13 protein-coding genes and 2 pseudogenes are annotated in these 16,423 nt (G+C 62.6%); 3 read left to right on the plus strand and 12 right to left on the minus strand.

Annotation, left to right across the window (positions count from 1 at the left end; all coding sequences use genetic code 11):
* Positions 1-89 precede the first annotated feature (89 nt).
* The 8 genes and pseudogenes from QP109_RS09265 to QP109_RS01565 form a co-directional block, all read right to left on the minus strand.
* Positions 90-638 (minus strand): annotated as a pseudogene (locus QP109_RS09265) (IS3 family transposase); the annotation flags it as partial.
* Positions 635-1,006: a transposase gene (locus tag QP109_RS01535; protein ID WP_350224311.1), complete on the minus strand. Its 372-nt coding sequence runs from the start codon at positions 1,004-1,006 to the stop codon at positions 635-637. The pseudogene QP109_RS09265 and the gene QP109_RS01535, both read right to left, overlap by 4 nt.
* Positions 1,007-1,228: 222 nt before the next feature.
* Positions 1,229-1,852: a KpsF/GutQ family sugar-phosphate isomerase gene (locus tag QP109_RS01540; protein ID WP_179370075.1), complete on the minus strand. Its 624-nt coding sequence runs from the start codon at positions 1,850-1,852 to the stop codon at positions 1,229-1,231.
* Positions 1,853-1,968: 116 nt separating this feature from the next.
* On the minus strand, positions 1,969-3,012 hold the full coding sequence (locus tag QP109_RS01545; RefSeq protein WP_285022904.1) for an ABC transporter permease: 1,044 nt from the start codon (positions 3,010-3,012) through the stop codon (positions 1,969-1,971).
* A complete protein-coding gene (locus QP109_RS01550) occupies positions 3,012-4,022 on the minus strand; it encodes an ABC transporter permease (protein WP_006680566.1) in 1,011 nt (336 codons plus the stop codon). Before QP109_RS01550 ends, QP109_RS01545 begins: the two co-directional genes overlap by 1 nt.
* The gene (locus tag QP109_RS01555) at positions 4,019-5,512 is read right to left on the minus strand and encodes a sugar ABC transporter ATP-binding protein (protein ID WP_006680567.1); all 1,494 of its coding nucleotides are present in this window, start codon (positions 5,510-5,512) and stop codon (positions 4,019-4,021) included. The genes QP109_RS01550 and QP109_RS01555 overlap by 4 nt, the downstream gene beginning before the upstream one ends.
* 68 nt (positions 5,513-5,580) lie before the next feature.
* Complete coding sequence (locus QP109_RS01560; RefSeq protein ID WP_006680568.1) at positions 5,581-6,630, minus strand: substrate-binding domain-containing protein; 1,050 nt, start codon at positions 6,628-6,630, stop codon at positions 5,581-5,583.
* Between the two features lie 36 nt (positions 6,631-6,666).
* Positions 6,667-8,316, minus strand: coding sequence for a ribulokinase (locus QP109_RS01565; protein ID WP_270771776.1), 1,650 nt, complete (start codon positions 8,314-8,316; stop codon positions 6,667-6,669).
* 104 nt (positions 8,317-8,420) lie between these two features.
* Between QP109_RS01565 and QP109_RS01570 the strand changes: the two genes are divergently transcribed.
* Both QP109_RS01570 and QP109_RS01575 read left to right on the plus strand, forming a co-directional pair.
* On the plus strand, positions 8,421-9,440 hold the full coding sequence (locus QP109_RS01570) for a sugar-binding transcriptional regulator (protein WP_270771778.1): 1,020 nt from the start codon (positions 8,421-8,423) through the stop codon (positions 9,438-9,440).
* 449 nt (positions 9,441-9,889) lie between these two features.
* Positions 9,890-10,886: pseudogene (locus tag QP109_RS01575) on the plus strand (IS481 family transposase).
* On the opposite strand, the gene mmsB reads toward QP109_RS01575, so the two are convergent.
* From mmsB to QP109_RS01590, 3 genes are all read right to left on the minus strand, one after another.
* Complete coding sequence (gene mmsB, locus QP109_RS01580) at positions 10,883-12,097, minus strand: multiple monosaccharide ABC transporter permease (RefSeq protein ID WP_285022907.1); 1,215 nt, start codon at positions 12,095-12,097, stop codon at positions 10,883-10,885. The pseudogene QP109_RS01575 and the gene mmsB sit on opposite strands and share 4 nt — an antisense overlap.
* Before the next feature lie 13 nt (positions 12,098-12,110).
* Positions 12,111-13,652, minus strand: coding sequence for an ATP-binding cassette domain-containing protein (locus QP109_RS01585; RefSeq protein ID WP_101628086.1), 1,542 nt, complete (start codon positions 13,650-13,652; stop codon positions 12,111-12,113).
* 86 nt (positions 13,653-13,738) lie between these two features.
* Positions 13,739-14,623: a substrate-binding domain-containing protein gene (locus QP109_RS01590; protein ID WP_285022909.1), complete on the minus strand. Its 885-nt coding sequence runs from the start codon at positions 14,621-14,623 to the stop codon at positions 13,739-13,741.
* Between QP109_RS01590 and QP109_RS01595 the strand changes: the two genes are divergently transcribed.
* Positions 14,622-15,308 (plus strand): mannitol dehydrogenase family protein, encoded by a 687-nt coding sequence (locus QP109_RS01595; RefSeq protein ID WP_285022910.1) that lies wholly within the window; start codon positions 14,622-14,624, stop codon positions 15,306-15,308. The two genes, QP109_RS01590 and QP109_RS01595, sit on opposite strands and share 2 nt — an antisense overlap.
* A gap of 7 nt (positions 15,309-15,315) precedes the next feature.
* Here the strand turns inward: QP109_RS01595 and QP109_RS01600 are convergent, their stop codons facing one another.
* Positions 15,316-16,416 (minus strand): MFS transporter, encoded by a 1,101-nt coding sequence (locus QP109_RS01600; RefSeq protein WP_285022912.1) that lies wholly within the window; start codon positions 16,414-16,416, stop codon positions 15,316-15,318.
* Positions 16,417-16,423: the final 7 nt, after the last annotated feature.

A 16,423-nucleotide genomic window follows, 5' to 3' on the forward strand; every position in this document is an offset into this window, starting at 1 on the left:
TCCCTGAATCTTGAGGAACAGTGTAAGTGATTGCGTGAGTTGGACGGCTTTCGTTGCGTGAGTTGGACGAATTCTATTGAGTGAGTTGACTCTGGGGCTTCGAGCGGCAAAGCTTCGGTCTTCATGGACGAGCGCGTGGACCAGCCCACGATCTTGCGGGAAAACACATCGGTCACGAACGCGGTGTACACAAACCCGACCTTCGTTCGCACGTACGTCATGTCCGCGACCCACAGACGATTCGGCCGATCAGCTGTGAACTGGCGGTTGACCAGATCCGCGCGCGTGTCTGCCTGTCTACCCTTGCGGGTAGTGATCGGGGCCCGGCCCCTGCGCACACCACGGATTCGCGCTGTCCGCATGAGGCGTGCGACCTGCTCACGCCCCACAGTCCAACCAGCACGCTTGAGGGCATGCCACATCTTGCGCACCCCATACACCCGATAGTTCGCCTCGAAAATCGCGGCGATCTCGCCTGTAAGGACGGCGTCATTGAACGATCGCGCGGATGGGGCTCGCGTATTTGCGGCTCGGTAGCCCCGCGAGGACAGAAAACCGCCCGCGCGCTCACGGTTCAACGTCTGACAGATGAACTCAACACTGAAACGATCACGATATGCGTCAATGAAGGCAATCATTTCCGACGTTGGGGGTCGAGTTCGGACGCGAAAAAAGCCGACGCCAACTTCAAAATCTCGTTCGTCCGCCGTAGCTCTGCGTTCTCCCGACGCAAGCGCTTGAGTTCGACGCTTTCCTCAGTGGAAACCCCAGGACGAACTCCCGCATCCACGCGCGCCCGCATTACCCACCGTCGAAGTGACTCCCTCGACGTTCCCAACTTCATCGCCGTATCAGCAATCACGCTTGTCTCAGACACTCCAGGATCATCCCGAAGCCGATCCTCAACAAGGCGTACAGCCCGATCCTGAAACTCTCTCGGATAGTTCCTTGGCATGCGAAATCCTCTCACAACAACCGAGGAACAAAACCCGGGGCGCTTCACCATGAACCAAACGCATGCCCCACAGCCTGCACCACAACAACACCGCCCAAAGAATTCTCACCAGCCTCCACATCGACTCCACACCATAGATATGGGTCACTTAAGTTGCACGAGTCAGGTTCAACATCAGGATTCTCATCGATTCATTGAGGGCAATTCGAATATTGATGGGGGCGGTCCGCCGACGCGGACCGCCCCCATCGCTGAGTATTTTCCGGTCAGCACTCACTCCTGTTGAGACAGGCGCGCAAGCGTCTCCTCGGTATCCTTGCCGACCTTGCCGCTGGGGTGCAGGTAGAGCACTTCCTCCCAACCGAAGCCGCGACGCCCGCGAACGTACATCGCCATCGCATCCCCCCATGCACAGTTGGACAGAGTCGACCCCATGGCGAGCACGCCTTCCGGATCCCCCGACATGAACGGGGTAACGCACACGAGATCAGCCATTCGCTCCAGGGTCGACTCCGGGTAGCACGTGAGAACAACGATCTTCGCGCCCCGATGCTTCGAGCGATCGACGAATTCCGATAGCTCGTCGGATTCTCCGCCCTTGGAGATCGCGATGACGAGGTCTCTCCCTGTTACGACCCCCAGACTGCCGTGGAGACCGTCTGCGGGATTCTGGTACAGCGCAGGCGTGCCGGTGACATTGAAGAGATGAGCCATGCGCCGAGCGATCGTGCCTGAAGTGCCCGATCCCGTGCACACCACTTTCCCCTCCGTTGAAAGAATCGCCTCTGCCACCGCGACGAAGTCCTCATCGAGGCTCGCCGCCGTGTGCGCAACATCTTCGGCTTCTCGCATGATCAACGATCGGCACGCTTCAAGTAGTTCCTTATCGGCACTCATGTCCGACTCCTTTCCCCGACCTATCACGGCCAGAACACGATTGGTCGGGCTCATACCCGACCTGAGTAGAGGCCGTGCGATTGATACGGCCCGACTCTCAGCTGTCGTTCACTCCTTCATGCAAAAGCGGCGACTCGATTGCGCGGGACCCCGTGTCGTCCCTTGTCCCGCGAAACACGTTCAGCTCGGTGCTTCACCTCCCACTGGACGACGAAGACGGACACGAGAATCAGGCCTTGGACGATCTGATAGATGTACGCCGAATAGCCGAGTGCATTGAGCCCGGAGGAGATCATCTGGAGGATGACGGCAGCGATAGCGGCACCGGGAATCGCCACTCGTCCGCCGAAGGGATTAACGCCGCCGAGAACGGCGATAGTGATCGCAAGCATGAGATAGGAGCCGCCGTAGCCCGCAGAGGCTGAAGCTGTTCTAGCGGCCATGAACACTCCTGCGAGCGACGAAAGGACCCCGCACAGGACATAGGTCTGCACGGTCACACCTACCCTGGAGATTCCCGAATAGTCAGTGGCTACGGGATTCTCGCCGAGCATCACTGCCCGTACGCCGAAGGAGGTGCGCCCCATGAGCAGGGCGACGAAGACGACGACGACGAGGAATACCCAGAACAGGAAGGGAATGCCCGCCAGAGTTCCTATTCCGAGAACATCGAGTTCAGGGGTGCCCCCGTAAAGGGGCTTTCCCTTCGTCAAAGCGATGGCGAGACCGAGGAAGATCTGCTGGGTTGCCAATGTGGCGAGAATCGGAGCGATTCTCACTTTCGCAACCAAGAGACCATTGATCGCTCCTGCGACTACCCCGACGACGAGCGCCGCACCGACGGCGATCAGAGTCGCAACAATCGATGGGAATTCCGCATCGACCAGCGCATCAGACAGGAAGAGGACGAGCAGAGCCGATAGATTCGCGACGGTCACCGTCGACAGGTCGATCCCTGCAGTAGTCATCGCCACTGAGATCGCGAGAGCCATCAATGCGATCTCCGGCACCGCGTAGGCGATGGAAGCGAGATTCAGCGACGAAAAGAAGGTCGCCGGAGCCGCCAATGAAAATGCGATCGCGAGAACCCCGGCCACTCCCAGGAGCCCGGCGGAGTAGCCGAAACGCGGCATGCGGTGAAGAACTTGAGAGGTGAGCATTACGCACCTGCCTCCTCGAGGATCTGCGGGCGACGAACGGCAAGAAGCGCAGACCGCGCCTGAACCGCTACGCCCAGGAGAATGACGAAGCCAATGACGAAGCTCTGCCAGTAGCTCGATACCCCGAGACGTACGAGCGAGTTCTGCGTCAAGGAGATGAGGAGAACACCCAGGAAGGTTCCCCGTACGGACCCGCGGCCCCCGGAATCAAGAGCACCACCGATCACGACGGCGGCGATGACGTTCATCTCCGTTCCAACAAGTTCGAACGGCGATGCGTGGCGCGACACGACCATGTGGACCATGCCGCCGAGGCCCGCCAGCACGCCCGCAAGAACGTAGATCCCCACTTGTACGCGTGCGACTTGGATGCCGATCCTGCGTGCCGCTTCCCGATCCCCGCCGATGGCGTAGATCGAGCGCCCGAATGTCGTTCGACTCAAGAGGAGGGCGACGAGCGCCGCGACGCCGAGCACGACGAGAACGGTGACGTTGATAGGGGATCCCCCTAGGCTCAGCACACTCGTGGCTCCGACGGAATCGAACAGTGTCGGTAATGTCGCCAGGTAAGTGGATCCGATGAAGGCGAGGAGCGCTCCTCGGATAATGACCTGAGTGCCGAGAGTCGCGACGAGCGTCTCAATGCGATAACGAGCGACGAGAAGCGCATTGAGGAGACCGAGCACTCCGCCCAGACCTGCAGCGGCGAGGAACGGCCAGACTCGGCCGTCCACTCCGCTGGAATTCATCACGGTGACCACCGTGTAACCGGAGAAGACGGCGATCGCCGTGAAGGAGACGTCCATTCCACCCGAGATGATGACGGGGAGGAGCCCCAGGGCGAGGGCCATCGTGACGATTCCCGACCTGATGATGTCCCCTGCGAAAGAGAGACTCATCTGTCCGGGTGAGATCACCGCCATGCCGACGAGGATCACGATAATGACGAGAAGAAGAATCCCCTCGTTGTTCCTGCCCCGCAGGGAACGAATGCTGAAGCCTGACTTCATTCTGCTTGAAACACCTCCTCGACGCGGTCCGTCGTGACCTCATCTCCGGCGAGTTCATCGACGAGCCGTCCGCGTCGCATGACGAGAACACGGTGACAGACCGAAACGAGCTCGGGGATGTCATCCGATATGAGTAGGACGCCCATTCCCGAAGCCGCGCGTTCCCGGAGAATGTCCATGATTGTGGCTTTGGCGCCGATGTCGACTCCGACTGTCGGACCGTTGAGAATGAGGACCCTCGGGTTCGTCGCGAAGCACTTCGCGAGAACGACCTTCTGCTGATTCCCTCCGGAGAGGGACGAGACGGGGTCCTTCGGCGATCCGACTTTGATACCGAGCTCCTCGATCTGTTGGTCCACGAGCTCGCGCGCACGGTTCCAGCGGATCCAACCCAGTGCGGAGGAGAGCGACGCAAGAGTCGAGGCGATGACATTATTGAGGATCGACTGCTTCAGGAAGACTCCTTGGGTCAAACGATCCGGCGGAACGTAGGCGATCCCTGCATCGAGAGCTGCGGCTGAGCCTCGGAATCGGACTACCTCCCCTCCTACGCTCACGCTTCCTCGATCCGTACGAATCTTGCCGACGACAGCTTCAGCGATTTCGGAACGACCTGAGCCGAGCAGACCGGTGATACCGACGATCTCCCCCTTCTTGACGTGGAAGGAGACGTCTTCAAAGAGACGATGGGCACTCAACGAATCGACACTCAAGACTTCCGGTTCGTCGGGAGCCAACGCGCTGACGCGGCGTTCCTCAGTCGCGACATAACCGAGAAGCGACTCTGCGAGCAGGTCGGGCGTGAATCGATCGCTCGGACTGTCCGCCACGACTTTTCCGTTGCGCATCACGACGATCCGATCCGAAACGGAAAGCACCTCATCAGTCTTATGAGAGACGAAGACGATGGCGACTCCCTGGTCACGCAGTTTGGCGACGATGCCGAAGAGGACCTGAACCTCTTTCCAGGTCAGGGCAGTCGTCGGCTCATCCATGAAGAGGACCTTGACGTCGCGGGCGAGAGCGCGAGCGATCGCGACGATCTGCCGGTCGGCAACAGTGAGGTCCTTGAGCTCAGCATCCAGATCCATCTCGACACCGAGTTCGTTCAGAACCCTCTTCGCCGTCTCGTGATCGATCCGAGGCTGGCGAGTGCGTCTCCCCTCCGCAACCCGTTCGCCGAAGCAAATGTTCTCGGCGACGGTGAGGTTGGGAAAGACCGACATGTCTTGGAAAATCACTTGGATTCCGAGGCGTATCGCGTCGAGCGCGCCAAGGCCGGTGACATCCGCGCCGTCCAGGAGAACGCGCCCTTCGCTCGGATGCTCAACTCCTGACAGTATCTTGATGAGCGTCGACTTCCCGCATCCGTTGGTTCCGGCGAGGCAGAGGACCTCCCCCCTGCGAATCGCGATCGATACGTCGTCGAGTGCAGTGACACCCCCGTATCTCTTCGTGATGCCCTTGGCCTCGAGAACGGCTTGAGACATGCCTACCTCCCCTTCATCGAGGGTCGGGGCAGTGCTGGCACCGCCCCGACCCCGCTCAAGGACGCCCGTCAGAACGGGTAGTCCTTGGTCGTTTCCTTGGTGATGTCGATCCAGGCGTTGCCGTAGAAGGTCGTCGGTGACTCCTTGTCCTGCGTGACCTTCTCGTAGCCCGGAACCCCCAGATCGGCGCCGTCCACGATTGATCCTCCATCGAGAATGATCTCGGCGGCTGCGAGCATCGCCTTGCCCTGGAGGGCGGGATCCCATCCGGTGATCACATCGACCGAACCGTCATCAATGAGGGAGCCGACGATCGCCGGAGTCGAGGTGCCGACGACGCAAGTCTGATCCTGCTTCCCAGCTTCCTGAATGGCACGACCGATACCAGCGACATCGGTGGACGCCGAACCGATGAAGCCCTTGATGTCGGGATAGCGCGCCAGAATCTCCTTGGTCCGCTGATAGGCGGTCTCCTGGGATTCATCCGAAGAGACCCTCTCCCCGATGCTCGTGATGTTCGGGTAGTCCTTGAGGTGCTCGGTGGCTCCATCGGCCCATTCGTTGTGCGACTTGACGGTGAGCGAGCCGACGAAGTGTGCGTATTGCCCACCGGCATCGCCCATGCAGGTGGCGAGCTGATCAAGCTGATGGGCGCCGTAGTCCTGGTTGACGAATGCCTCGACGTCGGCGTCGACGCCGTTCATGCCGGCGGCTTCGCCCGTGACGATGACGATCCCCGCCTGCTTCGCGCGCTGAATAACGTTCTCGAGGGATTCGGGGGAGTTCGGGACGATCGTCATCGCGGACGGCTTCTGGGCGATGAGATCGTTGATGATCGCGATCTGCTTCTCCTCGGAGGCGTCATCACCGGCGGTCTGAGTGACGCTGATGCCGTGCTCTTCCGCGTATTCTTCGTTACCGACCTGCATTCGGTTGAACCAGTCTCCGCCGGACAGCTTCACGACGTTGACGATGTTCCGGTCCCCGCTCGAAGCGGCGGGCGCCCCGGACTCCGCACCTGAATCGGCGGTACGGGCGCCCGTGGTCGAGCATGCTGACAAGGCGACGAGTGCCGCCAAGGAGACGAAGGCGACGGCGCCTTTCCTCTTCGTAGTCATGGTTATCCTTTCACCTGTGTTGTGTGGAAGCGACTGTCACTCGCGCCCTTGACGATGGAGAGTCCTCCACTCCTTCATGAGTTCGGGGTGTTCGACCCCGAACCAGTCATGCACGCTGCGCCAGCTCTGGCGCAGCCGTTCATACGCCGCGACCGCTTCGGTATCGGGCGTGTAGATCCGAGACGGAGCGCTGACGAGTGCCGCAGCTCGATCCCAGTCCTCGATCAGACCTGCGGCGAGGGCCCCGTGGAGGGCCGCTCCGAGCGCCGGCGTATTGGCGGATGCGCTGACTTCGATCTCGCGCCCTGTGACATCTGCGAGGATCTGCATGAGGAGGGGGCTCTTCTTCGACAGTCCTCCGCACGCGATGATCCGCTCGATCGCAATGCCGCATTCCTCGAAGGCTTCGAGTATCACCTGTTGACCGAAAGCCACTCCCTCGAGGAGGGCGCGATACAGATCGACGACGCTTGTCGTCAATGTGATTCCCGCGAAGACACCGGACAGATCCGCATTGATGAGGACGGACCGATTGCCGTTCAACCAGTCAAGGGCGACGACGCCTGTCGAGGCCGGCGCCAGCTTCTCCGCTTCGGCTTCCAGGTGGGCGAATAGGGATGAACGGGAAACGGGCTCGCCGCCGACCTGCGCCAAACGCAGCACGTCGACGAACCAGCTGAAAGCGTCGCCCACGCCCGCCTGCCCCGCCTCATACGCCCAGTGACCCGGAATGATGCCGTCACGAACAACACCTTGGATTCCTGCGACTCTTTCGTGACGCTCGTGCATGACGAGGTCGCACACGCTGGTTCCCATGACTGCGACGAGCGTTCCGGGTTTCGTGCAACCGACGCCGAGCAGCGCGACATGGGCATCCATATTGCCGATGGCGATGGGGAGGCCGGTTCGCAGACCGAGGCGCTCCGCCCATTCACCCGTGAGTCCGCCCGCGAAGTCGCCGGGATCGAGGAAGTCACGCCCGAGCCTCCCCAGGACTCCTGAGAATCCTGCTTCGACATCGTCGAGGACCGTCGCTTCCGGGTATCCCCCGCTTTCGACGCGATAAGACCCTTTGTATCCAGCAACGTGCCGACCTCGGACTTCATGCCCGACGAGCTGTGAAACGATCCAGTCCTCCTGTTCGATGAGAAGCTCCGCGCGATCCCAGACTTCAGGTGCACACCGCAGGATGAGCAGAGCCTTCGGCAGCATCCATTCGGGGGATAGCGCTCCTCCGTAGTCTTCAAGGAAATCCGGGGTATCGGCGAAGCGCCTATTGAGGTCCTCTGCGCAATCCTGGGAGGCATGATCCTTCCACAGCCTCGCCCAGGCCCAGGGGTTCTTTCGTAGGTCATCGAGACGAGAAAGCGGGGTCAGATCACGCCTTGCGGGCACGACGGTGCACGCGGTGGTGTCGATGCCCAAAGAAACGATGTCCGAGCCGTCGACGCCTGCCTCGCGAACCGCGCCCTGAATCGAATCAGCGAGGGCATCCATCCAGTCATCCGGGTCCTGAAGCGCCCATTGAGGGGGGAGAGGCTCACCTGTGACCCACAGTTCGCGATCCATGACGCCGTGGGTGTACATGGACACGGCGCTTCCGATCTCGTCTCCGGTCTCGAGATCGAGCAGGAGAGCCCGGGCAGACTCCGTTCCGAAATCGACTCCGCAGCCAATGCGCGACATCGCCACACCTCCAAGAGTTGCTCATTTGAGCGCTACATTACGCTCAGATGAACTAAAGATAGCTCCACTCACTTGTGAATGCAACACTTCTCTTATATGCTCATATGAGCATCTATGGAGAGGGGCCGGCGACAATGGAGACCTATGACGACGTATCCCCCTCGACAGAGCCCGACCGCGAAGGTCTCCTCGCTCGAATCGCACGCAGCTTCTACCTCGACAACATGAGCAAGGTGGAGATCGCCGCCCACTACGGAATCTCGCGCTTCAAGGTGGCTCGCCATCTTCAAGAGGCCTGCGAACGAGGAATCGTCCGCATCACGATTCGCACGCCCAACGAACAAAGGACCGATCTCACGAGCGCTCTCGAAGGGCATCTCGGCATCTCCCATGTTCGACTCGTCCCCCCCTCGTCCGACATCGTCAAAGAACGTCAGGCACTCGGCGCGACAGCCGCAGAGATCCTCACGACCCATTTGCGCATGGGTCAACGGGTGGGATTCTCCTGGGGACGAACACTGCTACCGATCGCCGACTACCTGGGAGAGCTCCCCTCGACGGAGTTCGTGCAACTCACCGGCGTCGTCGGCAACGATCCATCGAAGTCCCCGATCGAAATCATCGGAGCGATCAGCCGTCGCTCCGGATCCACCGCGAAAGCGCTAATTGCTCCCCTGTTCTCCGCATCGGCAACAGTGGTTCATGCCCTGCGTCAAGAACCGGCCGTCACCGAGGTTCTCGCACTCTACGAGAAGCTCGATATGGCCTTCCTGTCGGTGGGGTCATGGCGTCCGCGCGTGACTCAACTGGCTCAGCACATCAGCACTGCCGATCAGCTCGACCTTGATTCCAAAGGCGCCTGCGCAGACTTCGGCGGTCTCTTCTTCGACACGAAGGGCCGCTATGTGGATACCCCGATCAACGAATGCAGACTCTCCGTCAGCGTCGAACAGCTTCTCGCCACTCCGATGGTGGTCGCTGTCGCCGGACAGATCGAGAAGGTCCACGCGATCCATTCCGTGTGTTCATCGGGCTTGGCGACCCACCTTGTGACGACAACGGAGGTCGCTGAAGCACTCCTGGACATGGATCCCATCACGAAGACCGCGTACCAACGAAACTGAGCAATGTATCAGCACTGGGCCGAAACGACGCGTCCCGTGTCGGCTGCGCTTCAACCTTTTCCCAACTCGAAACGGAAATAGAAAGCAGGTGAGCTCTTCCCCTGCCCGGGAAGGCGCGAGCCATCGAGTCGATCGCTCGATCCGGGGTGATCTCCGCGCTCATCACGACAGATGAAGTCGCCCTCGATATCTTGGAGCGGAATTCGCCTGAGCCCGCGTCAAGAATCTGAGCGGCCGTGGGAGCTCCCCGCCGATCCGCGCGCGCCCACGCTCCGGAACGCACACTCGACACCCCTCGTGCCCGCCGAGCCACGCCGAGAGTACGAGCCGGTAAAGATCAGGTCCGGCTAGCTGTACTTCCTCGGGAGGTTGTGAACGGCGTGGATAGGTGAAGGCCTCCTTGGCAGGATGTGGGTTACCACACTCGCAACCTGTACAAGGAGGCCTTCGTGACACACGCTAATGCACCGTTGACGCCGGAGGGAAGGCGCCGCCTGGCATCCTTGGTGGTTGATGAGGGGTGGCCGATGCGCCGGGCCGCCGAACGGTTCGGATGCTCGCCGGCAACGGTCAAGCGGTGGGTGGACCGGTATCGGGCGGGCTCGCCCCTTTCCGACCGGTCCTCCCGCCCCAATCACTGCCCCACCCGCCTGCCCAAGCGCGTCGAGCGGCGCATCATCGCCTTGCGTTTCACTCGCCACTGGGGCCTGCATCGCCTACCACCTGCATTTGGCCCGCTCCACGGTCGGGCGGGTCCTGAACCGCTACCACATGCCGCTCCTCGCGCACGTCGACCGGGCCACAGGGCTCGCGGTGCGCAAACCCCGGCCGGTGCGCTACGAGAGGCCCCGTCCGGGTGATCTGGTCCATGTGGACATCAAGAAGCTCGGCCGCATCCCCGACGGCGGGGGCTGGCGTGTTCACGGTCGCGGATCGGCCCAGGACCGCGCCGCGGGTGCGGCCCGCGACAGGGCCGCGAGGACAGGAGCCTCAGGGGCGCGCGGCTACCGGTACCTGCACCACGCGGTCGACGATTACTCGCGTCTGGTCTACTCCGAGATCCTCGACGATGAGACCAAGGCGACGGCCGCGGGCTTTTGGAAGCGGGCGGCTGCTTTCTTCTCCGAAGCGGGGATCAGTGTGCGCGAAGTGCTCACCGACAACGGGTCCTACTACCGGTCGCACGTGTTCAACAGGGCGCTCACAGACGCGGTGAAACACCGGTACACCAGGCCCTACCGCCCCCAAACGAACGGGAAGGTCGAACGCTTCAACCGGACCCTGCTCGCCGAATGGGCCTACGCGCGCCCCTACACCAGCGAAACCGAACGCGAAGCCGCCTACACGCACTGGCTCCACACCTACAATCACCACCGACCCCACACCGGCATCAAAGGCCAAACCCCCGCACAACGCGTTCACAACCTCACGGGGAAGTACAACTAGACCGTTCGGGCCGCACGCGACTTGTTGAGCTGATCGAAAGCGACCGCGCCGAGGAGGACGAGGCCCTTGATCGCCTGCTGCCAGGCCGAGTCGACCGACATGATCGAGAGGCCCATGTTGAGGACTCCCATGAAGAGCGCGCCGATGATCGTTCCGGAGATGCGGCCGATGCCGCCCCAGACCGCCGCGCCGCCGATGAAGCAGGCGGCGATGACGTCCATCTCGTAGTTCTGGCCAGCCGCGGAAACTGCGGCGCCCGCGCGGGACGTCGTGACAATCGCGCCAATCGCGGCGAGGAATCCCATGTTGACGAACATCCAGAAGTTGACGGACTCGACGGAGATACCCGAGAGGCGGGCGGCCTCGCGGTTGCCGCCGACCGCATAGATGTAGCGACCAAAGGTCGTCTTGTTGAGGATGAAGGTGTAAACGACGACGAGGACGCCACAAATCACGAGGACGAAGGGGAAGCCGATCGCCGCACCCGCGAGGATGTACGTGAACACGAGGATGAACGCTACGATGACGACCATCTTCGTGATGGCGAGCCACATCGGCTCAGGTTCGAGGCCGTGCTTGATGAGCGAAGCGCGGCGACGGAGCTGCGAGAAAACGAACATGGCCGTCAGCAGGACGCCAACAACGAGGGTGAAGACGTCGAGGACTCCCGCGAAGCCGAACCAGCCGAGGATCCCTCCGTTCGCGATCTTCACGAATCCGCTGGGGAGCGGGGCGATCGTCTGCGGGACCATGACGATCGCTAGACCGCGGAAGAGGAGCATACCTGCGAGGGTAACGATGAAGCCTGGGATGCCGACGAAGGCTACCCAGAAGCCCTGCCACGCACCGACGACGAGACCGATAACTAGGGCGAGGAGCACCGCGACGACCCACGGAATGTCCCACTTCGCCATGGCGATTCCGAGGAAGCCACCGATGAACGCGATGAGGGAGCCGACCGAGAGGTCGATGTGGCCCGCGACGATGATCATCAGCATGCCGATCGCCATGATGATGACGTAGGCGTTCTGCTGGATGAGCGATGCGACGTTATCGGATCGCAAGAGGCGCCCTCCGGTCATGGCCTCGAAGAAGATCATGACGACGACCAGTGCGAGCATGATGCCGTACTGACCGAAGTCGATCCGCTTGAGCCACGAGGACTTTGCCGCCTTCTCCTTCGTTTCGGCGGTGATTTCTTGAGTAGACACTGGGATCGCTCCTTCAGCTCTCTTGCATCATGTGGGACATCAGGACTTCCTGCGTGGCGTCGGCCTTCGCGACCTCGCCCGTGATGCGCCCAAAACTCAGTGTGTAGATCCGGTCGCACAGACCGATGAGCTCAACGAGCTCGGACGAGATGACGACGACTGCCTTACCGGCGTCGGCGAGCTCGTTGATGAGGGTGTAGATCTCGTACTTCGCGCCGACGTCGATGCCGCGGGTGGGCTCGTCGAGGATCAGCACGTCGGGCTCAGTGAGGAGCCACTTCGAAAGGACGACCTTCTGCTGGTTGCCACCGGACAGGGTGCCGACCTTGACGTCGACCGACTCGGCCTTGGTCCGCATCTTCTTGCGCTGGTCCTCGGCGAGCTCATACTCGGTGAGGTCCGAGATGACGCCCGCCTTCGTGATCCTGTTCATCGAGGCCACGGTCATGTTGTGCTTGATCGCGCCGATGAGGTTGAGGCCGTAGCGCTTGCGGTCCTCGGAGGCGTAGGCGATACCGGCGTTGATGGCCTGGCGCACGGAGTTGAGCGCCACCTTCTTGTCGTGAAGGTAGAGGTCGCCGTGCTCGTAGATGCCCCATGACTTGCCGAAGAGGCTCATGGCAAGCTCGGTGCGACCGGCGCCCATGAGGCCGGCGATGCCGACGATCTCCCCGGCGCGGACGTTGAAGCTCACGTCGTGGAGGGCTCGACGGCCGGTGATCGGGCTGGTCACTGCCCAGTTCTCGACGCGCATGACCTCCTCGCCGATCTTCGAGACGTGGTCGGGGAAGCGGTTGTCCATCGACCGGCCGACCATGTCGCGGATGAGGAGGCCCTCGGTGACCTCCACGTCGCCGTGCATGTCGTGGGTCGTGATCGTCTGGCCGTCGCGGATGACCGTCACGCGGTCGGCGACCTGCCGGATCTCGGAGAGCTTGTGGCTGATGATCACGCACGAGATGCCGGACTCCTTGAGCCCGACGATGAGATCGAGGAGCTTCTGGGAGTCGTCGTCGTTGAGTGCGGCGGTCGGCTCGTCGAGGATCAGCACCTTGACGTCCTTGCCGAGCGCCTTCGCGATCTCGACGAGCTGCTGCTTGCCGACGCCGATGTTGGAGACGATTGTCTCGGGCTTCTCGTTGAGGCCGACCTTCGTCATGAGGGCCTTGGCCTCCGCCTTCGTGCGATCCCAGTCGATGACGCCGTGATTAGAGCGCTCATTGCCGAGGAAGATGTTCTCCGCAATGGAGAGATGGGGGCTGAGCGCAAGCTCCTGCTGGATGACGACGATGCCGTCCTTCTCAGAGTCCTTGACGTTCTTGTACGACGCCTCCTTCCCCTCGACGACGATCCGCCCGCTGTATGAGCCGTGCGGATGCACTCCCGAAAGGACCTTCATGAGGGTCGACTTGCCCGCACCGTTCTCACCGCAGATGGCGTGGATCTCGTGCTCCCTGACGTCGAAGGTGACGTCCGAGAGGGCCTTGACGCCGGGGAAGGTCTTCGTGATGTTGTCCATCTCGAGGATCACCCTGCGTTCGGGTGTTTGTGCCATCCGGCACCCCTTTCCGATTTCAGGTTGAGGGGTTTCGGGGCACCCGCAGACGGGCGCCCCGAAACCCCCATGTCAGGCCGGATCGATCAGAGACCGATGTCCGAAGCCTTGTAGTAGCCCGAGTCGACGAGGACCTCCTTGGCGTTGTCCTTCGTCACGACCTCCGGGGTGAGGAGGTAGGTGGGAACGACCTTCTTGCCGTTGTCATAGGTCTTGGTGTCGTTGACCTCGACCTCCTTGCCGGAGAGGATCTCGTCGACCATCTTCGCGGTCTCATCGCCGAGCTTCTCGGTGTTCTTGAAGATGTCCATCGACTGCTTGCCGGCGACGAGGTTCTTCACGTTGGCGGCGTCGCAGTCCTGGCCGGTGAGAAGCGGGTACTCATCGCCGGGCGTGTAGCCCGCGCCCTCGAGGGCCTGGGCGATGCCGAGGGCGAGCGAGTCGTTCGGGGAGAGGACGATGTCGACCTTCGAACCGTCGGAGTAGAAGGAGTTGAGGCGGTTTTCCATCTCAGCCTGGGCCTTATCGGAGCCCCAGCCGAGGATGCCGATCGACTGCCACTCGTCATCGCTCTTCGGATCCTTGCCGGACGGGACCGTGATGGTGCCGTCCTGGATCATCGGAAGGAGGATGTCCCAGGCTCCCGAGAAGAAGTACTTCGCGTTGTTGTCGTCGGGCGATCCAGCGAAGGGCTCAAGGGTGACCGGCGTCTTCATGTTCGCGATCTGGTCCTTGATGAACTGGCCCTGGAGCTGGCCGACCTTGTAGTTGTCGAAGGTGACGTAGTAGTCGACGGAGTCGGTGTCGTTGAGGAGACGGTCGTAGGCGATGACCTTGATGCCGGCCGCATGCGCCTTGTCGAGAACCGGGCCGAGGGCGGTGCCGTCAATCGAGCCGACGACGAGGACGACGGTCGACGCCGCCAGGCTCGACGAGCGTCTTGGGCTCGCGGAGACCTCGATCGGCCGCATGATCCCCGCCGCGCCCCCCGAACCCGGACAGCCCGCAACCCTCATTCGCGTCGAGCCCTATCGGGTTCTCCCCTATGACGCGAACGCCCTCAAAGGCCCCGAGCCCCAAGTCGAGGGACTCTTCCCTGTGCGGGACGTCCCCTTCGCCTTCTACTCCGACCGCAAGCTGTTCCTCCACAACATGGGGCACTGCATGTGCGCCTACCTCGGAGAGCGCCGCGGCTACGAGTACATCTGGCACGCGATCGGCGACCCGGAGATCCGCGCCCTCGTCCGCGCGGCGATGACGCAGTCCGCGCTCGCCCGCCACATCGATGACCTCATCGCCCGCTTCGGCAATCGGGCGCTCGGCGATACCGTCGAGCGCGTCGGCCGAGACCCGATCCGCAAGCTCGCCCCCGAGGATCGCATCCTCGGCGCCTATCGCCTCGCGGCCGAGCAGGGATCCCCTCACTCCTACCTCTCATTGGCAGCGGCCGTCGGCACCGCCCGGCTCGCCGCAGAATCCGGATGGTCCGACGAAAGGGCCCGCGCCCACATCGAGGATGCTCTTTTCGGCGACGCCGATGAAAGCGAGGATCGCGCTCTCTACCGCGCACAGCTCGCCGCTCTCGAAAAGGGCTTCGACTGGGCCGCGCAGACCGCCCTCCTCGATGGCCATGCGAGGCGGGTCGGCGCCATCTGACGGGAGCTCAGACCCCCGTCGCCCAGGCCTCGATCTCGGTGACGACCTCGCGGCCGGTGCGCGCGGATTCCTCGATCGCGAGACCGAGGAGGTGATCCTGACAGGCGTCGGCGAGGGAGTAGGGGACCCCGGCCTCGCCGCGCGCCCACAGCGCACCCGGCCAGCGGCGCATCCCGTAGACGAGCGCGCCGATCATCGAGCCCGCGGAGAAGCAGGCGCTCACCGAGCCCGCCCAGGCCTGCATGCCGCGCTCCTGCGCGAAGGCGACGATCGCGATCCCGGTCGTCGACTGGAAGGCCCCGTAGAAGACGAGGACGGCGAGGAGGACGACGAAGGTTCCCGTCCACAGGGTCTCCTCAGGCGCCTTCGCCCGCCGCGCCCCCTCCCGGGCACCGACGGCGCCGGGGTCACCGTGAGGGGCGCTGTCCGCCTCCTCGGCCGAGGGTGGCGCGGCCTCGTCGAGGGGAAGCGGGCGCGAACGCGAGGCGGCGCGGAGGGGCTCGGGCTGGAAGGTCCGATCGGCGAGCATGCGCAGGCCGATGAGGATCGTCCCGATCCCGAAGGCGAGCGCCGCGAGGGGGTGGACGAGGGTGGCGAGCGAGGTCGCGATCGGTGTTGAGAGGACCCACATCGATTCTTCTGCGACCGAGGTGAGTGAGAGGGCGAGGGGCATCGAGCCGGGCTCGGAGCGCAGGGCGACCCGCCACCTCGCACGGATGAGGGAGCCTCCGGGCACGCTCACGCCGAGCATAACGACGACGAGGAGGAGCGCCCAGTAGGGCAGGCCGAGGACGAGGACAAGACCGAGGCCGAGGATCGAGGCGATCCAGAAGGCGCCGACGAGCGAGGCGATGCGCGACTGTCCGTGCCGGTCGATGAGGCGGCCGATAGTGGGCCCGATGACGGCGCCGGCGCTCGACATCACCGCCGTGGCGACGCCGGCGCTCGAGTAGGAGCCGTAGACGTCGCGCGCTCCGATGAGGAGGGCCATGTTCACCATCGCGTAGGGGAACTGGATGATGACCCCGCCGAGGAGGAAGGGGGCGACATGCGGACGGCGGAGGAGGGCCGCGTATGCGTGCAGCCCCCCTCCTTCACTCGAGGTCATTCGACTC

Origin of the sequence: Pauljensenia sp. UMB9872 (assembly GCF_030212665.1) — a bacterium.
GTDB classification, from domain to species: Bacteria; Actinomycetota; Actinomycetes; order Actinomycetales; family Actinomycetaceae; genus Pauljensenia; species Pauljensenia turicensis_B.

Excerpts from the sequence above, each read along its gene's own strand:
- QP109_RS01540 (WP_179370075.1), bottom strand. The coding sequence starts at position 1,852 with ATGAGTGCCGATAAGGAACTACTTGAAGCGTGCCGATCGTTGATCATG.
- QP109_RS01600 (WP_285022912.1), bottom strand. The coding sequence starts at position 16,416 with ATGACCTCGAGTGAAGGAGGGGGGCTGCACGCATACGCGGCCCTCCTC.
- QP109_RS01565 (WP_270771776.1), bottom strand. The coding sequence starts at position 8,316 with ATGTCGCGCATTGGCTGCGGAGTCGATTTCGGAACGGAGTCTGCCCGG.
- QP109_RS01555 (WP_006680567.1), bottom strand. The coding sequence starts at position 5,512 with ATGTCTCAAGCCGTTCTCGAGGCCAAGGGCATCACGAAGAGATACGGG.
- QP109_RS01535 (WP_350224311.1), bottom strand. The coding sequence starts at position 1,006 with ATGGTGAAGCGCCCCGGGTTTTGTTCCTCGGTTGTTGTGAGAGGATTT.
- QP109_RS01570 (WP_270771778.1), top strand. The coding sequence starts at position 8,421 with ATGAGCATCTATGGAGAGGGGCCGGCGACAATGGAGACCTATGACGAC.
- QP109_RS01590 (WP_285022909.1), bottom strand. The coding sequence starts at position 14,623 with ATGCGGCCGATCGAGGTCTCCGCGAGCCCAAGACGCTCGTCGAGCCTG.
- QP109_RS01560 (WP_006680568.1), bottom strand. The coding sequence starts at position 6,630 with ATGACTACGAAGAGGAAAGGCGCCGTCGCCTTCGTCTCCTTGGCGGCA.
- QP109_RS01595 (WP_285022910.1), top strand. The coding sequence starts at position 14,622 with ATGATCCCCGCCGCGCCCCCCGAACCCGGACAGCCCGCAACCCTCATT.
- QP109_RS01550 (WP_006680566.1), bottom strand. The coding sequence starts at position 4,022 with ATGAAGTCAGGCTTCAGCATTCGTTCCCTGCGGGGCAGGAACAACGAG.
- QP109_RS01585 (WP_101628086.1), bottom strand. The coding sequence starts at position 13,652 with ATGGCACAAACACCCGAACGCAGGGTGATCCTCGAGATGGACAACATC.
- QP109_RS01545 (WP_285022904.1), bottom strand. The coding sequence starts at position 3,012 with ATGCTCACCTCTCAAGTTCTTCACCGCATGCCGCGTTTCGGCTACTCC.